The sequence below is a fragment of the Metabacillus sp. 22489 genome (genome assembly GCF_052044855.1).
Lineage (GTDB): Bacteria > Bacillota > Bacilli > Bacillales > Bacillaceae > Metabacillus > Metabacillus niabensis.
In genome coordinates this window covers 1-21,994 of the sequence record NZ_JBQENT010000063.1, presented here as the reverse complement: position 1 = coordinate 21,994, position 21,994 = coordinate 1, and the positions used below count along the sequence as shown (strand labels likewise).

The window sequence follows — 21,994 nt, the reverse complement described above, 5'->3', positions numbered from 1 at the left end:
CATGCGAACACCACCTAGAGTTTATATATCTATTATAAATGAAAAGAGCGAAGGCTTCCTCATAATATCGAGGAAGCCTTCGCTTTATTAAAGATATAGAGACTTTTTCAGTGGCCTCGATTAACGCAACCCTCTTTTTATTTATATTTTTCAAGTAAAGATGCAGTATTTGAGGAGCTTGTAACTAGCTTTCAATCAAAGATAATAAAACTATCTGAGTCGGTTCGTTTAGAAGGCGGAATTGAATCAAACGATATAGCTAAAAGAATAGTGACGATTATAGAATCAGTTTTTCAATTTCTTGTTCAAGATCCTGATTTAACTCGAATTGGTCTATTCCTTAGCCCAAATGCAAAGCAAATTAGAAATGAGTTAACACAGATTGTAAAGTCTAATTTAGAAGCTGAACAGAGGCTAGGGTATTTTCGTTATAATTTAGATATGGAAATTGTTGCTGAGTGCATTATCGGTGTTATCGAGCATTATACAGCTACCTATTTGTTATCAGGTTCAAAAGAGCCTCGCATACTCGCCCAACAGATTGTAGATTTATTTATAAATGGTATGCTTCCAAAAGGGGATAGCATTAAAACAACATAGAGGCATTAAGTTTTTACTAAAAGAAAAGAGCTTGTAACTAAACAAGCTCTTTTCATTATATACAAGTTTAGGACTATTTCCGATAGCTTAAACTTGCAATTGCATCATGTAAATGGATTGATTCCTCGTTTCTGCATTCTACTTGAAATGCTTTGACAAAGGAAAGTTCATATAAATCTGCTGCAACAAGCCGAACCATGTCTTCGACAAAGCGTGGATTTTCATAGGCAGTTTCTGTGACCATTTTTTCATCGGGACGCTTTAAGACAGGGTGTATCATCGCGCTTGCATTTGTCTCAGCAGCTTCTAATAATGCTTTTTTCCAATCTACTTCCTCGTGATAGTCTTCTGTAAATTCAACGTTCATCGTTACATAGCCACGTTGATTATGAGCACTATATTCACTAATTTCCTTTGAGCAAGGGCAAAGTGTTGTGACAGCACATGTTAATGTAGCAGAGCTCGAAAATCCAATTCCTTCTTCGTAGTGGACTGTGAGCTTTGCTTCAGAATGATTTAAACCGGTCAATTGTGAGCTTGGTCCTTTTCGTTCATAAAACCAAGGGAAAGTTACTTCAATGCTCGCATCCTTTTGCTTTAGACGCTCTGCTAATTCCTTTGTAAAATCATATAGGTTTTTTATAGATAGTATAAAGCCGCCATTTTGTCGATATGTTTCTAATTGCTCAGTAAATCGACTCATATTTGTTCCTTTTGCATCATAGGAAATCTTACTTGTCATTTTAAACGTTGCAATCGTTGTTTGCTGATTTGGCTCTAACTCAGATTCAATAATGATTGGTTGTTTTACATTACTAATTCCAACAGCATCTATCGTAAATAGGAAGTCCTTTTTTGTATTTTGTAAATCAGGCATTTTTTCTTTTTCAGTTGGCTTTAGCTTTAATCCGGGTTCAACGGAACCGAAAAGCTTGTGACGTTCTTTTTTTGGTGGTAATTCAATCTTTCTCGTCATGATTATCTCCCCTCATTACTCGATATTGAGAGTATACTGCAATTTGACAGCTAACATCAATGAATAAATCCTCTTTTTATTGTTTCGTGCATAAAATATTTACTCTATTATTCGATGTAACGTGAATATACATGAATATAGAATTTTAAGCATAATCTTATACCTACTCTAGTATACTTGAATATCTAGTAAAAATCGTGATAGGAGACTTTGTCATGAATAAATCAGTTCTTCCATTATTTCGAGAAGTTATTGGCTTAGGGTTAATAGGATTGTTCTTTTATTTGTTTTTATTTATTGACTTTCAAAACCTTTCTTTTGATCTCCCTTCAGAATTATTAACGGTAAATACGATGTTTTTAAGTATTTTGCTTGAAGCAATCCCATTTATTTTATTAGGGGTATTTGTTTCAGCACTCATCCAAACGTTCGTATCAGAGGATTTTATTAAACGAGCATTGCCTAAAAATGCGCTCATTGCTTTGTTACCTGCCGCATTGTTAGGTGCAGTTTTTCCAGTATGTGAGTGTGCGATTGTTCCGATTGTTAGAAGGCTTATAAAAAAGGGAATGCCGTTGCATCTAGGGGTTGTATTTTTAGTAGGAGCTCCAATTTTAAATCCAATTGTTTTCGCGTCGACTTATTATGCTTTTGGGGAAGAAACCCATATTGCCTATGCGAGAATGGGATTGGCCTTTGTCCTTTCGATAATTGTAGGCTTAATTATATACGTAATTTTTAAAAATCAGAATCAAGTAAAAATAAGAAAAGAGATACTTGTAGGACAATTAATCGATGTTGCTGAAGAAAAAGGTAAAATGAACAAAGTGAAATCTACTTTATTCCATGCAAGTGATGAATTTTTTGAAATGGGGAAGTTTTTGATATTTGGTGCATTTATTGCAAGTCTTTTCCAAACGTTTTTAGACCGAAATGTGTTAACGGAGCTAGGTTCAAATGAGCACTTGTCCCCAGCTATTATGATGGGATTTGGATTTATTCTCTCCTTGTGTTCTGAAGCAGATGCGTTTGTAGCTTCTTCATTTGGTGGGACATTCACTACAGGATCACTTTTAGCCTTTTTAGTCTACGGGCCAATGCTCGATTTGAAAAATACAATTATGCTATTTGCGTTTTTCAAGACCAAATTTGTTATCGTGTTCATGGTAGTTGTGACAGTTGTTGTTTATTTATCTACAATCGCATATCAATATTATTTCCTATAGTAGGAGGGGAGAGAAGTGGGACAATATGATGGAGGACGTGAACGATTTCACTTTTATATACAGGGGATTATTTTAATTGGGTTTACGTTACTTATGTTAAAGCTAGTTTTAACAGGAAATATGACAAATTTTATTGCACCGAGAATGCTTCCGTTTATTTATTTTGCAATTGTTGTGTTTTTGCTACTTGGTGTCATTCAAATATGGAGAAGTGGCTCAAAAAAGAAAGGGAATATTATCTGTGATTGTGGTGAAGACCATTTCGCTCAATCCCCTTTACGATCATGTTTGATTTATTTTGTGTTTATTACTCCCGTTATTACTGGTTTTTTATTTCCAGACATTGTTTTGGATAGTTCGGTTGCTATGAAGCGTGGTTTTAAATCGAATATTACAAACAATGAGCAAACTGCAGCTGAAAATGGAAATTCGATTCAAAATCCTGAAGTATACGTAGATGAGCTAGATGAAAGTATTGGTGATACTATATCTCAATCTTCAAACATACCAGATGTACCGCTCGAGCATCCGGAAGGCTTTGAAATTCAAGAACGTCCAGAAGATTTTTATGAACAACTAAAGCAAAGCATGCTCCAAATGGATACGATCACTTTAACAGAGGAAAATTATATTGCGATGACAACAATTCTAGATCAGAATCCAGAGGAATTTGTAGGAAAAGAAGTGGAAATGATCGGCTTTGTTTATCGTGAAGATAATTTTGAAAAGAATCAGTTCGTTGTTGCGCGGTTTGGGCTTTCTTGCTGTGTAGCTGATGCATCTGTTTATGGGACATTAGCAACTGTTTCAAATGCTGAAAAATATGGTGATGACCAATGGGTAAAAGTAAAAGGGGAGCTAACAACTGTAACATATGAGGATTGGACACTCCCATATGTCAAAGTATCTGAAATATCGTCGATTGAACAACCCGATGAACCATATGTGTATGAGAAATATTAATACAGTTTTTTATAATACGCTGGCAGTAACCCTTGTTTCTTAAAACTAGGCAACTGCCAGTATTTTTTATTTATTTTCATTTGACTCATTTTGATTATTGTCTAACCCGTCATCTAGCTTTTTGATCGGGTCTACTGTATGTTTATATTGATATGCTTTACTAGTTGTCAGAACACTTAAAAGTAGTACGATAATGACGATAATAATACAAATAATAAAGATTGTCTTCAAAAAAATCCTCTCCGTTTTATAAAATAGCAAATTACATTACAAATACTAAAAAAATTTGTGAAACAGAAGGCGGCCTCATATATCATTTTTTACTCCTTCTTCTTTCTCCTAGCTTAGAGTATATAAATGTATCCCAGTACTTTCAAGACAGAAGGGAAAACTGGTGATGTCCCTTAAGTATTCTGTCATTTAACAAAGACTACTTCGAAATGTTATGTCCTCTTTATTTTATCATGATCTTAAGTAGATAATATAGGATGTTTTGGTATAAGATATAAAGGGTAAGGGTTAGTAGAAAGATTAAAGGAGGAATTCATATGTCGGACAAGCTAATTGAAACAGTAAATAAACAAGTAGCGAATTGGACTGTGCTTTATGTGAAACTACATAATTATCATTGGTTTGTGAAAGGTGCAAATTTTTTCACACTTCATGAAAAGTTTGAGGAATTTTACACGGAAGCAGCTCTTCATATCGATGAGTTAGCTGAGCGTTTATTAGCTCTTCAAGGTGCACCAGTAGCGACAATGAAGGAATGTTTAGAGCTTTCCTCAATCAAAGAAGCGGAAGGAAACGAAACTGCTGAACAAATGGTGCAAACGATTCATGATGATTTCACCTTGTTAGCAGAGGAATTAAAACAAGGTATGGAGCTTGCTGGTGAAGTAGGAGATGAAACAACAGGTGATATGCTTCTAGCAATTCACCAAAGTTTAGAAAAGCATAATTGGATGCTGAAGTCTTTCTTAGGTAAATAACAAATTGGTTTGGGGCTAAATATCTTAGCCCCTTTTTTATTTACAACTCACCATCTAATTCTTCCTCAGATAGTTTTTCTGTCATTTTTTCCGTTAAATACGGCGTGACAATGGTAGATAATTCTTCATGTGACAATTGATTCAGCCATGTAAGTATCTCCTGCTTATCTTTTTTTTGAACTGCTCCATGTACATAAGCATTTACATCTTCCTCATCAGCTCGAAATTTTCGTAATTCTATACCGGTAATTAAATCTCGGAACATGTCCGAACCTCCATTCACCTAGCATTCTTATCGATAGCGTAAGCAATTTCATCAAATCTTATCCTTTTAATATTTAATTAGTGATAAATGAAACTAGTCTTGAATAATAAAATGTATCGCCGTAAAAAATAATAGAAGGATAAGACAAGGAGATGTCGTGATGGAGAATACGAAAAAAACTTACTATGTTACTGTAGCAACTGGAGAAATTTCGCAATTAAGTACAGCTTCTCCATGGGATTTTAAGATTGAAGCAACGGACGACGAAATTACTAGGCTCAGAGAGAAATTTGACAATGTATATTCTGCTGATTGGAAAGGGTTCTTTAGAGCACATACACCGTATGTTCAATATCATTATGACCGTGAAAATGATACGATCGACCAAACAAATGAACAAATTTATCAAATGATTTATGAGCTCGGTGATGAGGAAGCTAGGGAACATATAAGAGCACAAGGATTGATTTCAAAAATAAATGAACAAGATTAACCTTATACAGGAAAAAAACATTGTGATAAGATTTATATAACTACATCAGTTCCGGATTTGAATTTCTGTACTGATAAAATATTGCGAATAGGCTTCCGAATGAATAGGGAAGGTCCTAGCAATAAAAAGATTGAGGGATTTTATATGTATCGATTTATCGATTATTATCACAATGAAGTCGTATTGTCTTTTGATGACCATCCGTTTTCTACCGATCCTAAGCATGTTTGGGTTGTTTGTCGTTATCAAAATAAATGGTTATTAACAAAGCATTCTGACCGCGGGTATGAATTTCCCGGTGGAAAAGTAGAAGAGAATGAAACGGCATTAGAGGCTGCAATTAGGGAAGTTAAGGAAGAAACAGGAGGGATTGTCGACACGATCGACTATATAGGTCAATATAAGGTTAGAGGAAAAGAAAAGATGATCGTTAAGAACATCTACTATGCGACAATAAAAGAGCTTATCACACAGGAAGATTATTTAGAAACTTATGGTCCTATTTTGTTAGAAGAGATACCACATAATGTACAAAAGAATCGGCAATTTAGTTTTATTATGAAGGATGAAGTGTTATTAAAAAGTTTAGAAAGAATAAAACAGCGATTTTTGACAAATGTCTCAGGATCGTAAAAAAAGAGGCTTTCATCAAGTCCCTCAATATAGCCGAGGGATCAGATGCTAGCCTCTTTTTTCCGATTTTATAACCCGTTTTTCTAGCAACTCGACTCCTTGGTACATAAGAGTCGCGAAAAACGCAATAATTAGTAGGCTTAATAGCACAAGGGTAAAATTAAATACTTGGAAACCATATATAATCATATATCCTAACCCTTTAGCGGAGACGAGAAATTCTCCGACAATGACGCCTACCCAGGAAAGTCCAACGTTTACTTTAAGTGTTGATACAATGGTTGGGAAGGAGGCAGGTAAAATTGCTTCACGAAAGATTTGGAATCGAGAGGCGTCAAATGTTTGCAGGACTTTTATATAGTTTGCATCAACTTCCTTAAAGGATGTATAAACAACAATCGTTGTAATAATAACGGAAATGATTGTTCCCATTGCTATGATAGAGACAAATCCTGGTCCTAATGCAACAATCAAAATCGGCCCTAGTGCAACCTTTGGCATTGCATTAAGAATGACTAAATATGGATCTAGAATCTTCGACAGTCTCGTAGACCACCATAACAGGGCTGCAAGTGCCGCACCGAGTAATGTACCAAGGATAAATCCTAATACTGTTTCAAAAAGTGTTACACCAATATTGGGGAGGAGAGAACCGTCATTCCATTTTGTAATGAATAAATTGAAAATTTTTGATGGTGTACTGAAAAGAAGAGGATCAATCCAAGCCCTTTGACCAGCTAATTCCCAAAGTCCGAAAAAACATAAAAAAATGAGAATCTGATAAAAACGTACCCATTTTTTTTCATTAGCTAAGCGTTGTTTATATCGATTATGGAGAAGGTCAATCATTTCATTTTGCTTCAATTTGGTCCAACTCCTTCCATATTTGCTGGAAAAGTGTTGAAAATAACGGATGCTGTCTAGCGTGAAATGGCGTTAATTCCCTTAGCTCTTTTGGGATGAGATATGTTCGATTTATACGACCTGGTCTAGCAGAAAAGACTATGACACGATCACTCATTGCAATGGCTTCACCAATATCGTGTGTGACAAGTATCGCTGTTTTTTTATATTCCTTTAGAGTTTCCACGACCAAATCTTCAAGCTTTAGCTTTGTTTGATAATCCAATGCAGAGAAGGGTTCATCGAGAAGAAGAATTTTTGGGTTTGTCGCTAAAGTACGTACTAATGCTGCTCTTTGTCGCATTCCGCCAGAAAGCTGGTTAGGATATTGGTTTCCGACATTCTCTAAACCCATTTCCTTTAACAAAGCTATCGTGTTATCTCGATTTTCTTTTGTGTTTTGATCAATAATTTTCAAGCCTAATGTGACGTTTTCCTCAATTGTCTTCCATGGAAAAAGATAATCCTGCTGAAGCATATAGCCGATTGCAGAATCGGGTTTTGTAATAAGTTTATCAGAGATTGTAACTGTCCCTTCAACTGGTTTTATAAGCCCTGCAATTATCGATAATAATGTTGTTTTGCCACAACCACTTGGGCCAAGGAAGGAGACGAATTCCCCCTCGTTGATGGAGAGTTCGATATCTTCCAGTGCCACAGTAGCTGAATCCTCTGTAAAATAGACATGATGGATATGCTTTAAAATTAAGAACGACATGTTTGTTCCTCCTTACTTCCCTGTCACTTCCTCTGCAAATGTTGTATTGACTAATGTTTCATAATCAATACGAGCAGGAAGTTCACCAGCCTCCTCCATAATATCCTGGAGATTATTCCATTCCTCTTCATCTAAAATTGGATCCTGAGCATATGAACCTTGTTCCTTATACCGTTCAATTACAGTTTCGATAATGTCTAGCTCGGTATCCTCAAATTGTGGTGCAATCGATTTTGCGACGTCTGAAGCACTATTTTCTTGAACCCATTGCTGTGCTTTATAAATCGCTGTAGTAAATTTTTTTACAGTTTCCGCATTGTCTTTTAAGTAGCTTTCCTTGCTCATAAAGGTAGTGTATGGTACCTTCCCTGACTCTGTACCAAATGAAGCAACAATATGACCTTTTCCTTCTTTTTCAAAGATACTTGCTTGTGGTTCAAATAATTGGACGAAGTCACCTGTTCCTGATGCAAATGCAGAAGGGATATTTGCGAAATCAACATTTTGAATAAGCTCAAGATCTGATTTAGGGTCGATTTTATGCTGTTTTAGCACATACTCTCCGACCATTTGTGGCATTCCACCCTTTCGCTGACCAAGGAAGGTAGTACCCTTTAATTGCTCCCACTGAAACTCTTCAATTTTTTCCCGACTAACAAGAAATGTTCCATCTGTTTCAGTTAATTGGGCAAAATTAATAATGGGATCTGTTGAGCCTTGTGCTTCAACATAAATCGACGTTTCCGAACCAACAAGGGCAATATCGGAACCGTCAGATAGGAGGGAAGTCATTGTTTTATCTCCTCCCCATGTTGTTGTTAATTCAACATCAAGACCTTCTTCTTCAAAAAAACCTTCAGAAAGGGCAACATACAATGGGGCATAAAAAATCGAATGTGTAACCTCTGCAAGGCGAACCTTTTCTGTTTGAGATTGGTTACATGCAGTAAGCGAGAAAATCATTATAAACGAGAGGAAAAGCATACCGACCCATTTTTTCATTTTCTTGACCTCCTTATGATAAGTATCAAATAATAAAACTGAAGTGATTTAATCTAGGATAAGATAGAGTATGAAAGTTCATGTAATATAATTTATGAATAATACGAAAATGTGTGAATGCCTATAGCACAAATTTGCGTTATGAAAGAGAGAGCATAAAATGAATGGAAAAATCATTGATAAGGTAAAATTTCCGTCGCCAAATCCACGAATTGAACTATCGGTTGTTACATATTTATCAAATAACCTAAAGGTAAAAGGGTTGTTAGCTGTTCCAAAGGGGAAGGGGAAATTTGAGGCTATTTTATATTTACGAGGTGGAATAAAAAGCGTTGGCATGGTCAGAGTCGGTCGAATTATTCAATTTGCCTCAGAGGGCTTTGTCGTGATGGCACCATTTTATCGTGGAAATCAAGGTGGTGAAGGTAACGAAGATTTTGCAGGAGATGATCGCTATGATGCGATTTCGGCAATTGAACTTTTAAGAGAGCACCCAATGGTTCAACAAGAGAGAATTCACCTTTTTGGATTTTCACGTGGTGGGGTTATGGCGCTAATAGCAGGAATTATGTCCAAACATATTCGTTCTGTTGTCACCTGGGGAGGGGTCTCTGATATGGTATTAACCTATATAGAGCGTGAAGACTTACGCAGAATGATGAAAAGAGTAATCGGTGGCACACCTACAAAGTTTCCTAAACGATATAAATGGCGAACACCTCTATATGAATTGGAAAAAATGAATGCCCCTGTTTTAATTATTCATGGAGTAAAAGATAAAAATGTTTCTGTCGAGCATGCCTATAGGCTAGAAAAACGCTTGAAAGAATTAGATAAGAAGGTAGAAACTTGGTATTTTGATGAATTTACACACTATTTTCCCCCTTCAATTAATCGTGAAACACTTCATCGATTATGTTTATGGATGAAAAAGCAATAAGTTCTTTGTTCTATGTAGACAAGAATGCTATCATTTATTTATAGGTATGTAATTAAAAGGAGGTTTTCATTATGGGTATGCCCGTAGAATTTAACACGATGATCGTGACAAAAGGAAACGAAAAACGCTTGGAGGAAAATTTGTTTGTATTAACAAAAGACGGGTATCGTATTTATCCTATTGATATTCCTATTGAGGTCAGAAAAACAAAACATGGTGAAATATCAGGTGAAGCCATTGTTGAAAAATTAGAACTCCATAATAATCAGACAAATGTTACGTACCGTTTAGTAGCCTTAAATTCAACGAACTAAAATAAATACAGGGGATGATTTTTCATCCTTTTTTTGTCTTTCTAGTATAGATAAACTTTTCTTTCATGTTCAAAAGCTGATAAAAAGGCTCATAATTTCATGTATTGATGGGCATGATGAACATGTAGATAAAAGAATCTAAGCCATTAGGAATATGAATTTTATAATCATAGCAATTTCATGTTGAGATGTTCTTATTCTACTTTTATTCTTGACAGTTTGCGATCCAGTACGCTATGATATGACCTTGAACGGATTCTCTTATCCCGAGCTGGTGGAGGGACAGGCCCTATGAAACCCAGCAACCTGCTATCAATGAAAGTAGGACAGTGCAAGCTTAATCAAACTCATACAATTTTGAATGAGAAATTTGCACTTGTTACTGACACTTTCCGATGCAAAGGTGCTAACCTGAGCAAGGCGAAAGCCCTTGATCGATAAGAGCGAAAGGCGATGAACGATACAAAACCTTTCCTCACAGGGGAAAGGTTTTTTTGCTAACAGATTAATTTTACCTAAAGAACAATATGTGGTAAAGATACATAATATTTCTGTTCACAAAACATCCCAACGTGATTTCTTGTAAAAGTGTTTCATTTAAACATCCTTATCATAGGTGTTTAGGTTACTTTACTTAGGGAAGAGTTCCGGCTCAAATGATGATAACCGAATATATGAGGAGGAAGCATTAAATTATGACTAAAAAACGTCTTTTTACTTCTGAGTCAGTTACAGAAGGACACCCAGATAAGATTTGTGACCAAATTTCTGATTCAATCCTTGATGCAATTATTGAAAAGGACCCAAATGCACGTGTTGCTTGTGAAACATCAGTTACGACTGGATTAGTATTAGTTGCAGGTGAAATTACAACTAGTACTTATGTAGATATTCCTAAAATTGTTCGAGAAACGATTAAAGGAATTGGTTATACTCGTGCAAAATATGGCTTTGATGCTGAAACATGTGCTGTATTAACTTCTATTGATGAACAATCTGCAGATATTGCACTTGGGGTTGACAAAGCACTTGAGGCGCGTGAAGGTCAAATGTCAGATGAAGAAATCGAAGCTATTGGAGCTGGTGACCAAGGATTAATGTTTGGTTTTGCTTGTAATGAAACAAAGGAATTAATGCCACTACCTATTTCATTAGCTCACAAGCTTTCTCGTCGTTTAACTGAGGTTCGTAAAGAGGAGATTCTTCCATATTTACGTCCAGATGGAAAAACCCAAGTAACTGTAGAATATGATGAGAATGATAAGCCAGTTCGGATCGATACAATTGTTATATCAACACAGCATCATCCAGAAATTTCACTGGAACAAATTCAACGAAATGTTAAGGAATATGTTATCAATCCAGTAGTTCCTGCTGAATTAATTGATGAAAATACAAAGTATTTTATTAATCCAACCGGACGTTTTGTTATCGGTGGGCCACAAGGAGATGCTGGTTTAACAGGACGTAAAATCATCGTTGATACGTATGGTGGATATGCACGTCACGGTGGTGGTGCTTTCTCTGGTAAAGATGCAACAAAGGTTGACCGTTCAGCTGCTTATGCTGCTAGATATGTTGCGAAAAACATTGTCGCGTCTGGTTTAGCTGAAAAATGTGAGGTTCAATTAGCATATGCAATCGGAGTTGCTCAGCCTGTATCAATTTCAATTGATACATTTGGAACGGGGAAAGTATCTGAAGACGTATTAGTTGAAGTGGTGCGTAGTAACTTTGATTTACGCCCAGCAGGTATTATTAAAATGCTTGATTTAAGACGTCCTATTTATAAGCAAACAGCTGCATACGGTCATTTTGGTCGTCTTGATCTCGATCTTCCTTGGGAAAGAACAGATAAGGCAGAAACTTTAAAACAACAAGCGTTGCGATAATTTTCTCTAATTTAATCTCTCTAAAATTGGTAAAGGCCTGATGATAAATCCATCAGGCCTCGATTTTTTTGATAAGGATCGTAAATCCATGAAACCATATAACTCTTGTAGTAAAACGTAGCAAAAGAATAAAAATGTGAAAAAATGATGAAGAAGGAAAGAGACGGAAGCATCTATTTTAGAAACAGATTATAATTAATGGAGTATATGAATGGAGGTAAAATGAAATGAAGCAATATATTCAATGGTTGTTTGTCTTTATCCTTGCTTTGCTTATTAGTGGATGTGGTCAAGCAGAAGACCATAGCAATCATCAAGTTGAAGAGGATGGAGAATTAAAGGAACCGAAAGTTGAAATTAAAGTTACTGAGAAAGCTAACAAAGGTGAAACTGTACCTATTTCAGCTACTGTTTATTACGGAGATGAGTTAGTTGATGACGCGAAAGTAACTTTTGAAATTAAACGTGGAGAAGCTTCAGAGGAAATCGAAGCAGAATTAGGCAAAAAAGGTACATATGGGATTAAATATCAATTTGTTGAGGATGGCACATATACAATTATTGCCCATACAGATGTTAGAAAATTACATACAATGCCTCAAACGACGATACAAATTGGAGATGGTGATGATACATCAACTCAGGAAGAAACGGACGAACATGAGGCACATTCACATTAATGAAGCGGTGGAGAAAAAATTTCTCCCCTTTTTTGCTGAAATATAGAATTTTTTTCCGAAATTTGAATTTTTTTGCAACATTTTTTGAATACCATTCGTCTCACAAATAAACGTTAATTTTTTTATATTTAATGGGAATGGTTGTGAGAATATGTGTGGGTTTGTAGGTGGACTTTATTACGAAGAAACTGCAGTAGGTTCTTATCGAAATGGTTTATTTCAACAGGCGAATGACTTAATCTATCATCGCGGTCCTGATGATAAAGGGTATTACCATGATAGTCATATGTCGATGGCTTTCCGTAGACTAAGCATTATTGATATTGAAAATGGCCATCAACCATTTCGATATGATAATGGAAGGTATATGATTGTTTTCAATGGTGAGATCTATAATCATACTGAACTGCGCGAATGGCTAAAGCAAATAGGGGTTGATTGCGAGACGAATAGTGACACAGAGGTACTAGTTGCTCTTTATGCAACAATTGGGAGCGAAGTTGTAGAGCGAATTCGCGGAATGTTTTCTTTTCTAATTTGGGATTCTGTTGAGAAGACGCTGTTTGGTGCACGCGATCATTTTGGAATTAAACCACTTTATTATATGGATAGACAGGATGGGTTATTTTTTGCCTCTGAGAATAAAAGCCTGTTACCGTTTATTAACAGCTATCAATTAAATGAACAGTCATTACAGCATTATTTTGCATTTCAATATGTACCTGAACCATCGACAATGGATACAATTATCCAAAAGATACCTCCAGGTCACTACTTTGTGAAAAACATTAATGAAAAGGGGCTTAAGCTTACTCCTTATTTTAAGCCGCGTCTACAGCCAAAGTCTTTCACACATGAAGTAGATGAGATGAAGAAGATTCGCAAGACATTGACAGAATCAGTTGAAAAACATATGCGCAGTGATGTACCTGTTGGGGCATTTCTATCAGGTGGTGTTGATTCTACGATTATTGTGTCACTTGCGAAACGAATTCAACCTAAACTAAAAACGTTTACAGTTGGATTTGAATATGAGAAGTATAGTGAAGTAGATGTTGCTAGGAAAACAGCTGATATTCTTGGAACTGATCATACAACAGTTTTAATTCAACCAGATGAGTTTATAAAGGAGCTCCCACAAATTATTTGGCATATGGATGATCCTGTTGCAGATCCTGCAGCAATTCCTTTATATTTTATTGCTCGTGAAGCGAGAAAAAATGTAACCGTTGTATTATCAGGTGAAGGTGCTGATGAATTGTTTGCTGGATATAATATTTATAAAGAACCATCCGATTTAGCTATGTGGCGATACATTCCTTCTATGATGAAAAAAATCCTTTTATCCTCTTCAAGTCGTATACCAGATGGGGTGAAAGGCAAAAGCTTTATTTATCGTGGCTGTACAAGCATATCTGACCGTTATATCGGAAATGCACATATTTTTAAAGAGCTTGATATGGCCCAGTTATTTAAATTCTCTTTAACGACAAACTTTCATCATGTAACAGAACCGATATTTAAGACTTTGGGAGATTTAGATGATGTGGCAAAAATGCAGGCTATTGATTTACATACATGGCTAAGAGGCGACATTTTAACAAAGGCAGATCGAATGACAATGGCGAATTCGCTAGAACTTAGGGTGCCATTTCTTGATAAAGAGGTATTTCAGGTAGCATCTAAACTTCCTACTTCATCTAAGATCAATAATGGAGAGACAAAATGGATTCTTCGTGAGGCATTTAAGGAGCTGATTCCAGAGCATATCGTAAATCGGAGAAAGCTAGGCTTTCCTGTTCCGATTCGAATTTGGCTGAAAAATGAGCTTTATGATTGGACTGTTACTTTAGTGAATGATAGTCCAACTGACAATATATTAAACAAGCAGTATATTAAACAATTGTTAAGTGATCATGCAAAAGGAAAAAATGACAATAGCCGAAAGCTATGGACTGTTATTACCTTCCTATTATGGCATCGGCAATTTATTGAAGGGCAAGTTCCTGATGCCGTTCGAAATTCACAAAAAGGAACCTTTGTTTCTGAACCTGATAAAAAAACAGAAGCATTAATCTAATTGGACAGACATTAGCCATTATATTTTTTCATAAAGTTAAAGAAGGCTTTTCCTCGGATAGCAGCCTTCTTTTTTTATGGAAAGGAAAGGAGTATTATTTCTCTGAAAAACGTAGTTAGATTTGACAATATTACAAATTTTTAGGTGGCTTATAGAAAAATAATGATAAAATAGTTTTTGTTGGGACTTTTACGTCAAAGGAGGATTTTTACAAATGAATGAACAGTTTAATAAGCCAAAAGGGTTTGGTGACATATTAGATTTTACGTTTCGACTTGCAAAAAATCGATTTGTAGATTTCTTTTTCATTTTATTATTTCTAATTGGACCGATTTATTTAATACAGGCTATTATCTTATTAATTGGCGGAACTAGTTTTTTCCGAGAAGATATTTTTGAAGGGTTTTGGTATGAACAGGTACTTTTGGAGCTTGAAAGCACCGGTTATGTTGATGCTAGCATGATCAGTTTAGGAGTAGGATATTTAATTCTCTTATTGTTAGGTGCCATTTTGTTACCAGTCGCACAGGCAGCCATTATTTTAGCAGTTAATCATATTAGAAAAAATGAAGAATTTACGGTGGGTTTTGTTATAAAGGCAGCATTCGTAAGATTTTTCCCATTACTAGGAAGCAGTATTTTATTTGGACTTATTTTATTCGGTTTAGCAATTATTCCATTTTTTATTACGACATTTTTGACTGGATTTGGGGTTGTTATTAACCCTGTTGTTGGGGTTTTGCTAGGTATTGTTTTATTTTTAGGCTGTGCTGTTGGATATATATATTTAATGGCAAGATGGAGCTTTTATTTTGCTTCTGTTACATTGAAGGAAGGATCCCCTGGTTTCGGAAGAAGTTGGCGATTAACGAGTAAACGAACATGGGTAATCATCGGACTTTATATTATTTTTATGCTTATTATGATGAGTGTTAGCTATGCTGTTGAATTTTCTGTTGCTCTTCTTCTTGGCGGTAGTGTGCTTCAATCAATGATCGTCAATATTGTCACATTATTAACGACAATGATTTTCTCTGTTGGATATGCTGTCATGTATTTCGACTTGAAGCTTAGATATGATGCGGATGATTTAAAAGAAATGATTGAAGAATATAAATAAAAGTTAATAGGAAATGAGGAAATTTATCGAGAAATTTCCTCCTACCTATATAATCTACAGATAAGATTTAGAGATTAATTGTTAAATAGGTAGAAAGCGAATAAGGGGGGGGTTGCATGTTAAATGAGGATCAAGCTAGAAATGAATTAGAAAATATCTTGAATAGCAGAGAGTACAAAGTATATGAAGAAAAGCCAAAAAATATATTTGAGCAATGGTGGGACGACCTTAATGAATGGTTTATAGACTTTCTTAATAGTATGTTTCCTTCTATTGAACCATCGAAGGATTATTCTGGAACCATTTTAATGATGAACATCGTTATCACGATTTTATTATTGCTCCTTCTTGTTACCCTTTTAATACGAAACCGCAATCGAAAAAAATCATTCCATTCGCATAAGCCTTTGCAATCAATAAATGAAATTGATTGGTCATATCAGATGCATTTATCAGAAGCTTTGAAGCAAGAAGGGCAAAAAGAGTACAAGCTTTCAACACGTCATCTCTTCCTTGCATTATTACTCTATTTTCATGAAAGGGAATGGCTAGTAGCGAGGATATGGAAAACGAACTGGGAGTATTATGATGAACTAAAAAGTGTAAATCAGAAGTGGGCAGAGCAATTTTATCATTTAGCTCTCATCTTTGATGAAGCGACGTATGGAGAAAAAAGCATTACGAAAGAAGAATATGAGCGGTTTAAAAAAGAAGCTATGAAATGGTTAGGTGATAACCGAGAGGAAAAGAAAAATGGGTAGCATCATTAATGGGAAAGGAGGAATAACAGGAATTGCAAACATTATTTTCAAATAAACGCAAATGGATATTACTTTCGCTCCTCATCCTGATTATTATGATAAGCAGCTATGTGATCAGTTCTGAAAAGCCAAAGAATTACCCGAGTTATGTTTCACATTCTCCTTCTCCAACTGGTGTGAAGGCATTTTATACATATTTAGATAAAGAAGTTGGTTCAGTAAGTCGATGGTCACTTCCTCCAAATTTGTTACCAAAGGATGAGGCAAATCAATTAGTAGTCATGCTCGAGCCATCTGTAACACCAAATTCCGATGAAATGAACGAATACATTGAATTTATGGAAGCGGGAAATACCATTCTATTATTTCAAGAAAACCCGCGAGATATTTTTGATTTGGCTATCCATTTCCATGCAGTTGCTGAGTCTGATAACCAATTAATCATTGGTCAGGATGGAAGAGAATATGAATCAGAGCTACATACGGATGTGTTTTTACAACCGAACGAAGAGGATGAAGTGTTATTACATAATCAAGCTGGTTTGGCTGTAGCCTTAAAAAGACAATATGGAAATGGTCAACTAATTGTTGCGAATAATCCTAATTGGATGCTGAATGAACATATTTTATCAGCGGACCATCTGCCCTTATTGATTACGTTATTTAATGAAATAGATGCAAACAAGATTTACTTTAATGAATACATTCATGGTGAGCAAGATACATCGATATTCAATGTATATCCAAAATGGTTTTTGTTACTTATTATTCAAGGTAGTATTCTTATTTGCTTGCTGCTCTGGATACGTGGAAAACGTTTTGGGTTTAGTATGATTCCTCGTGAAGAAACGGTTCGCTTTAGTGATGAAAGAATAAGAGCGCTTGCCTCTTGGCATTTAAAGAGTCAACGATATCATGATTCCCTTCAAATTCAGGCTGATTATGTAAAGCTTTTATTACAGGAAAGATGGGGGATTTCATACAATCGGAGCTGGCTTGAAATAGAAGATAGTCTTGAAAGAAAATGGAGAAATGTTTCGAAACCAACGATACATCAGTTTGTTACTGAACTATCGAATTTATTAAATGAAGAGAAAATATCTAAATATGATTATGTATTATGGTCTAAAAAACTAGAACAACTTAGGAAAGAGGTGGAGGAAGGATGAATAGCAAACTCACATCCTTATTAGAGCAATATGAAAAGCAAATAAAGGGGCAAACCCAAAATATTAGACTTTTACTTTCCTCTGTGCTAGCAGGCGGACATGTTTTATTAGAAGGTGTCCCAGGTACAGGGAAAACACAGATGGTTAAAACACTTTCAAGTTTAATAGGGGGCACATTTACACGAATTCAATTTACGCCAGATTTGCTTCCAAGTGATATTACAGGTAGTACGATTTATAACATGAAGGACAGTTCATTTCAAACGCTAAAGGGTCCGATCTTTACGAATATTCTATTAGCGGATGAAATTAATCGTACTCCTGCAAAAACACAAGCAGCTTTATTGGAAGCGATGGAGGAAAAGCAAGTTACAATCCAAGGTGAAACATATTCCTTACCAGAAGTATTCTTTGTTGTAGCAACGCAAAACCCAATTGAATTCGAAGGTACATATCCACTGCCTGAAGCACAACAAGATCGTTTTCTATTCAAATTACAAATAGATTTTCCTTCACTAGAAGAAGAGATTAATGTTTTAAAGCATGTTATCGAGAACAAGGAGAATCAAGAGCAATTAAATCCTGTTATAGATCTAGACGAGTTTTTAACAATAAAGAGGGAAATTGAGCAAATTACGATAGGGGATAGTGTATTAGATTATATCGTAAAGCTTGTTCGTAGAACTAGAGAAACAGATGTATTACGGTTTGGTGCAAGTACTCGTGCAGCGATCTCAATTGGAAGAGCCGGAAAAGCATGGGCATATTTATCTGGACGAGATTATGTAACACCAGATGATATTAAGATGGTTGCTAAGCCTGGACTAAGACATCGTATTCAATTATCTCCGCATGTAGAATTGGAGGGAGCAACCGTTGACCAAATCATTGAAGAGCTTGTGGGGTCGATTCCTGTTCCAAGATAGAGGAATATTACCTACGAAGCGGTTAGCGCTTTTCTTTTTATGCTTATCTGTCCTATTTTTGCTCGGTTCATTTTGGAATATATCGTGGATATTCGTTATTTTTTTGAATGTGATATTTTTTCTTTTAAGCTTTATCGATTTACTCTATTCACCTAAAAAAACTGAATTGCATTTTAGGCGCTCAATTCCGAAAGAAATGGAAAGAGGATTAACCTATCAAGTAGAAATCTTGATCAATAATGCATCAAATTATCCGTTTTACTTTCGGTTTGTTGATGGAATTCCACAATCCTTTAAAAGGGATCAATTTCCGTTCAAAGGGAAATTGAGCGGGCAAACAAGCGGAATAGCTACATATGAAACTGTAGCACCAGTTCGAGGAAAGTATAATATTGAAAAGCTCTATTTTCGTTATAAAAGTACATTTGGATTATGGGAGAAACAAGTAACTCTGGAGCTTAAAGATGAGCTTAAAGTGATACCTGATTTAACAGAAACAAAAAGTTATTTAGAGGATGCTCAAAAGTTTTTACTACATGAAGGGATAAAAATCCGTAAACATTTAAGTGGAGCCGGAGAGTTTACAAAGGTTCGTAGCTTTGTAGTTGGTGATGATCCGCGGAAAATTAATTGGAGACAAACAGCAAAACTTCAAGAGGTCATGACAAATGAATACGAACCTGAGCATGGAAAATATGTAACAATTTTAATTGATTGTGGAAGAATGATGGGTGCTGAGTTAAGAGAAACAAATAGGCTAGAAAAGGCTGTAGAAGCCTCGTTAACCGTTGCAGCAGCAGCCCTGCAAAAAGGCGATTATGTCTCAATTCTCGTGTTTTCCAGGGATATCAAAGTATATGTTCCTCCAGCTAAAGGGATTGCCCATTTGCAAACAATTCTTCAAGCAGTCTATGATGTTCAGGTTGATCAAGCTGAATCTAATTATGCAGCTGTTTTTACTTATTTACAATCACTTCAGAAAAAGCGTAGTTTTATTATGTTATTTAGCGATATACGAACGTTTTTGTATGAAGAAAGTGCACTTATCTATTTAAAAAGAATTAGACAGCGTCATTATTTCTTAATGATCGGGATTGAGGATGAATTGATTAAAAAGAAAATAAGACTACAGCCAATAGATATTGAGCATGCGATGGTAAAAAGTATTGCACAGCAGCAAATGCTCATGACAAAAAGGGAAAAAGTGAAATGGGAAAAACAAGGCCTCCAAATGTTGGAGGCAAAGGAAGACAAGTTAGCTACAGTAGCTGTTTCTCAGTATATTGACATTATGAATCGAGGGCTTCTGTAGCAGCTCTTCTTTTTTGTAGAAGCTGATTTCCGATAAACAAATAAACGATTAATGCAATAATTGTTACAAATGCAACAAAGTACTTAGCTTCTAGTGGAATATTTGCAGGAGTAATAAATCCTTCAATAATTGCTGCGATAACAAATAAAGGAATTGTTCCTAACAAAAGCTGAACAGAACGTTTTGCCTGTAGTTTGAGATGAAACGTTCTTGAATAAGGGCCTGGTACAAGAAGCTTGTATCCCATTACCAAGCCGGCACCACCTGCAATAAAGATAGCAGTTAATTCAATCATTCCATGTGGGACAATATATGCCCAAAATTCATACATCATTCCGTGCTGATAGAATACTGCTGCAAGTGCACCGATAATGATTCCATTATAAAGTAATAAATAAACGGTAAAAATGCCAAACGTAATTCCACTAGCAAAAGCTAAAATGGCAACTTGAATATTATTTATCATAATTTCGGCAGACATCGTAGGTGCATCGACCTGGCCCTCTCCAAGCTGATCGGGATTTATCCCATAAGCTATATCAGCTGGAAGAATTGAATAAAGATTAAGTGAGTCGTTCATTACCGCAGCATAGCTACCAATACCACCAAGGGTGAAGATGAGCATAGCGATAAAGCTAAACTTCCACTGAGCAATAAATAAACCAATGAATGTGGTGCTAAAGAAATGCTGAATTTGTTTTAAACTAGAAATTTGATCTTTGTACAGTAAATTATGTGCTTTTGAGACAAGTCCATTTAAATAAGGAGTTACTTCTTCATTTGGAAAGTATGTCTGACTGTATGAAAGATGCTGTGCTGACTTTTGGTATAGACGATTAAATCGCTCGATCGTTTTGCTTGTAGCAGTCCGTTTATTTTTATGTAAGTTTGTAATCATATTTTCAAGCTCTTTCCATTCATCACGATGTTGCTTTACAAATTGCTTTATATTCATTATGGACACCTTCTTATTTTCGGATTGACTAGAAAAAAATGGTCTCTTTATATTATAGTAATTTTATAGAAAAATAGGAATAAGAACAGGTAAATATAACCAAAAAGAGGTGATGGTTATGCAACAAGAACAAATAAATATTAAAACACCAGAATTTGTTTCACTTCAATTTCAAACTGCAGGGCTTGGGAGTCGAGCAGCTGCATTTTTAATTGACTATATTATTTTATCACTAGTAAACATTATTATAATCGTCGGATTAGTTTTTTCTTTATTGGGCACTAGTTCACTCGATACGGTTATTTTTGAGGAAACATTCACATTTCAAATAGCTATAGCATTAATTCTACTCTTTCTCTTAAACTCTAGTTATTTTGTAGTTCTGGAATATTTTTCAGGAGGAAAAACGCTTGGCAAACGAATAGTTGGTATTCGTGTTATTCAAGACAATGGTCATAGCTTAACACTATTATCAAGTATCATTCGGAATTTATTAAGATTTATTGATTCTTTACCAATGTATTATTTAGTGGGGATTTGCATGGTTTTTTTTCATGCGAAAAATAAACGGATCGGAGACCTTGTTGCCGGAACGGTTGTCGTCCATGAAAGACGAAGAAAGAAAGCAAAAAGGCTAACAAATGTAGAGAAAGAAATAAATAGAAGAGGAATAACTAAGGAAGACTTAGTGATTGAAGATTGGCTTTTTCGCTCTTTGGGGACAAAGGAATGGAATCTTGTTAAAACCTATTGTCATCGTTTCGTTCAACTACCTTCAACTCAAAGGAATGAACTAACGAATGAAGTCGCAAAAATTATTTTTCCTAAAATTGACATTTCGTTAGAGGGAAAACAGATTCATGAGCTCGAGAATACATTATTTATTCTCTACTTAAAGTTAAAAGAGGAGTGGGAAATCGAATTATAACGATTAAGAAACAGCTGAAAGGCTGTTTTTTTATTGTGGTTTCGAAAACCCCCTGCTATGCTGGGGGTTCTAAAGAGCTTCAAGCGTGGTATTAGGTATTAAAAAACCTCACTTCACATGGTAGGATAAAGTTGGTTTCCCGACCACTT

General features: G+C 35.5%; 24 protein-coding genes and 1 riboswitch. Of the genes, 17 read left to right on the top strand and 7 right to left on the bottom strand.

The window, feature by feature from the left end; genetic code table 11:
• Window positions 1–201 precede the first annotated feature (201 nt).
• A complete protein-coding gene (locus tag ACTJJ9_RS24105) occupies window positions 202–600 on the top strand; it encodes a TetR/AcrR family transcriptional regulator C-terminal domain-containing protein (RefSeq protein WP_440768959.1) in 399 nt (132 codons plus the stop codon).
• Between the two features lie 73 nt (window positions 601–673).
• Here the strand turns inward: ACTJJ9_RS24105 and folE2 are convergent, their stop codons facing one another.
• Window positions 674–1,576, bottom strand: a complete 903-nt coding sequence (gene folE2 / locus ACTJJ9_RS24100; RefSeq protein ID WP_440768958.1) for a GTP cyclohydrolase FolE2 — start codon at window positions 1,574–1,576, stop codon at window positions 674–676.
• A 215-nt stretch (window positions 1,577–1,791) separates the two neighbouring features.
• Between folE2 and ACTJJ9_RS24095 the strand changes: the two genes are divergently transcribed.
• Window positions 1,792–2,802 (top strand): permease, encoded by a 1,011-nt coding sequence (locus ACTJJ9_RS24095; RefSeq protein ID WP_440768957.1) that lies wholly within the window; start codon window positions 1,792–1,794, stop codon window positions 2,800–2,802.
• A gap of 15 nt (window positions 2,803–2,817) precedes the next feature.
• The gene (locus ACTJJ9_RS24090) at window positions 2,818–3,765 is read left to right on the top strand and encodes a TIGR03943 family putative permease subunit (RefSeq protein WP_440768956.1); all 948 of its coding nucleotides are present in this window, start codon (window positions 2,818–2,820) and stop codon (window positions 3,763–3,765) included.
• 66 nt (window positions 3,766–3,831) lie between these two features.
• Here the strand turns inward: ACTJJ9_RS24090 and ytzI are convergent, their stop codons facing one another.
• Window positions 3,832–3,996 carry a YtzI protein gene (gene ytzI / locus ACTJJ9_RS24085; RefSeq protein ID WP_095301725.1) on the bottom strand — a complete coding sequence of 55 codons (165 nt, stop codon included), beginning with the start codon at window positions 3,994–3,996 and terminating at the stop codon, window positions 3,832–3,834.
• A gap of 317 nt (window positions 3,997–4,313) precedes the next feature.
• Between ytzI and ACTJJ9_RS24080 the strand changes: the two genes are divergently transcribed.
• The gene (locus ACTJJ9_RS24080) at window positions 4,314–4,754 is read left to right on the top strand and encodes a Dps family protein (protein ID WP_095301724.1); all 441 of its coding nucleotides are present in this window, start codon (window positions 4,314–4,316) and stop codon (window positions 4,752–4,754) included.
• A gap of 40 nt (window positions 4,755–4,794) precedes the next feature.
• Here ACTJJ9_RS24080 and ACTJJ9_RS24075 read toward each other — a convergent pair whose 3' ends face one another.
• Window positions 4,795–5,019, bottom strand: coding sequence for a DUF6154 family protein (locus ACTJJ9_RS24075; protein WP_095301723.1), 225 nt, complete (start codon window positions 5,017–5,019; stop codon window positions 4,795–4,797).
• 160 nt (window positions 5,020–5,179) lie between these two features.
• On the opposite strand from ACTJJ9_RS24075, the gene ACTJJ9_RS24070 reads away from it, so the two are divergent.
• Together ACTJJ9_RS24070 and ytkD are read left to right on the top strand one after the other, a co-directional pair.
• Complete coding sequence (locus tag ACTJJ9_RS24070) at window positions 5,180–5,512, top strand: hydrolase (protein ID WP_440768955.1); 333 nt, start codon at window positions 5,180–5,182, stop codon at window positions 5,510–5,512.
• Between the two features lie 144 nt (window positions 5,513–5,656).
• On the top strand, window positions 5,657–6,145 hold the full coding sequence (gene ytkD / locus ACTJJ9_RS24065) for an RNA deprotection pyrophosphohydrolase (RefSeq protein ID WP_440768954.1): 489 nt from the start codon (window positions 5,657–5,659) through the stop codon (window positions 6,143–6,145).
• Window positions 6,146–6,193: 48 nt separating this feature from the next.
• On the opposite strand, the gene ACTJJ9_RS24060 is transcribed toward ytkD, so the two are convergent.
• From ACTJJ9_RS24060 to ACTJJ9_RS24050, 3 genes are read right to left on the bottom strand one after another with little or no spacing between them, the layout of a single operon-like run.
• Entirely contained in the window at window positions 6,194–6,994 is an 801-nt protein-coding gene (locus ACTJJ9_RS24060) for an ABC transporter permease (RefSeq protein ID WP_095301720.1), read from the bottom strand.
• A gap of 1 nt (window position 6,995) precedes the next feature.
• Window positions 6,996–7,766, bottom strand: a complete 771-nt coding sequence (locus ACTJJ9_RS24055; RefSeq protein WP_095301717.1) for an ABC transporter ATP-binding protein — start codon at window positions 7,764–7,766, stop codon at window positions 6,996–6,998.
• Between the two features lie 12 nt (window positions 7,767–7,778).
• Window positions 7,779–8,768 carry an ABC transporter substrate-binding protein gene (locus tag ACTJJ9_RS24050; protein ID WP_440768953.1) on the bottom strand — a complete coding sequence of 330 codons (990 nt, stop codon included), beginning with the start codon at window positions 8,766–8,768 and terminating at the stop codon, window positions 7,779–7,781.
• Between the two features lie 160 nt (window positions 8,769–8,928).
• Here ACTJJ9_RS24050 and ACTJJ9_RS24045 point away from each other — a divergent pair, with 160 nt between their 5' ends.
• The 10 genes from ACTJJ9_RS24045 to ACTJJ9_RS24000 all read left to right on the top strand — a co-directional run bounded on the left by ACTJJ9_RS24045 (window position 8,929) and on the right by ACTJJ9_RS24000 (window position 19,962).
• Complete coding sequence (locus tag ACTJJ9_RS24045; RefSeq protein WP_095301715.1) at window positions 8,929–9,708, top strand: alpha/beta hydrolase family protein; 780 nt, start codon at window positions 8,929–8,931, stop codon at window positions 9,706–9,708.
• 71 nt (window positions 9,709–9,779) lie between these two features.
• Window positions 9,780–10,022 carry a DUF2584 domain-containing protein gene (locus ACTJJ9_RS24040; RefSeq protein ID WP_095301714.1) on the top strand — a complete coding sequence of 81 codons (243 nt, stop codon included), beginning with the start codon at window positions 9,780–9,782 and terminating at the stop codon, window positions 10,020–10,022.
• Between the two features lie 258 nt (window positions 10,023–10,280).
• Window positions 10,281–10,466, top strand: a riboswitch (SAM riboswitch).
• 248 nt (window positions 10,467–10,714) lie between these two features.
• On the top strand, window positions 10,715–11,914 hold the full coding sequence (gene metK / locus ACTJJ9_RS24035) for a methionine adenosyltransferase (RefSeq protein WP_095301713.1): 1,200 nt from the start codon (window positions 10,715–10,717) through the stop codon (window positions 11,912–11,914).
• A 227-nt stretch (window positions 11,915–12,141) separates the two neighbouring features.
• Complete coding sequence (locus tag ACTJJ9_RS24030) at window positions 12,142–12,594, top strand: FixH family protein (RefSeq protein WP_145581749.1); 453 nt, start codon at window positions 12,142–12,144, stop codon at window positions 12,592–12,594.
• A 151-nt stretch (window positions 12,595–12,745) separates the two neighbouring features.
• Window positions 12,746–14,674, top strand: a complete 1,929-nt coding sequence (asnB, locus tag ACTJJ9_RS24025; RefSeq protein ID WP_095301711.1) for an asparagine synthase (glutamine-hydrolyzing) — start codon at window positions 12,746–12,748, stop codon at window positions 14,672–14,674.
• A 214-nt stretch (window positions 14,675–14,888) separates the two neighbouring features.
• Window positions 14,889–15,794 (top strand): hypothetical protein, encoded by a 906-nt coding sequence (locus ACTJJ9_RS24020; protein WP_440768952.1) that lies wholly within the window; start codon window positions 14,889–14,891, stop codon window positions 15,792–15,794.
• A 116-nt stretch (window positions 15,795–15,910) separates the two neighbouring features.
• Entirely contained in the window at window positions 15,911–16,555 is a 645-nt protein-coding gene (locus tag ACTJJ9_RS24015) for a DUF4129 domain-containing protein (protein ID WP_440768951.1), read from the top strand.
• Between the two features lie 32 nt (window positions 16,556–16,587).
• Complete coding sequence (locus tag ACTJJ9_RS24010) at window positions 16,588–17,724, top strand: DUF4350 domain-containing protein (protein WP_440768950.1); 1,137 nt, start codon at window positions 16,588–16,590, stop codon at window positions 17,722–17,724.
• Entirely contained in the window at window positions 17,721–18,650 is a 930-nt protein-coding gene (locus tag ACTJJ9_RS24005) for an AAA family ATPase (RefSeq protein ID WP_174880452.1), read from the top strand. The genes ACTJJ9_RS24010 and ACTJJ9_RS24005 overlap by 4 nt, the downstream gene beginning before the upstream one ends.
• Window positions 18,601–19,962: a DUF58 domain-containing protein gene (locus ACTJJ9_RS24000; RefSeq protein ID WP_440768949.1), complete on the top strand. Its 1,362-nt coding sequence runs from the start codon at window positions 18,601–18,603 to the stop codon at window positions 19,960–19,962. The genes ACTJJ9_RS24005 and ACTJJ9_RS24000 overlap by 50 nt, the downstream gene beginning before the upstream one ends.
• Here the strand turns inward: ACTJJ9_RS24000 and ACTJJ9_RS23995 are convergent.
• On the bottom strand, window positions 19,940–20,917 hold the full coding sequence (locus ACTJJ9_RS23995) for a stage II sporulation protein M (RefSeq protein ID WP_412963544.1): 978 nt from the start codon (window positions 20,915–20,917) through the stop codon (window positions 19,940–19,942). The genes ACTJJ9_RS24000 and ACTJJ9_RS23995 overlap by 23 nt on opposite strands.
• A 118-nt stretch (window positions 20,918–21,035) precedes the next feature.
• On the opposite strand from ACTJJ9_RS23995, the gene ACTJJ9_RS23990 reads away from it, so the two are divergent.
• Window positions 21,036–21,845 (top strand): RDD family protein, encoded by an 810-nt coding sequence (locus ACTJJ9_RS23990; protein WP_440768948.1) that lies wholly within the window; start codon window positions 21,036–21,038, stop codon window positions 21,843–21,845.
• Window positions 21,846–21,994 lie beyond the last annotated feature (149 nt).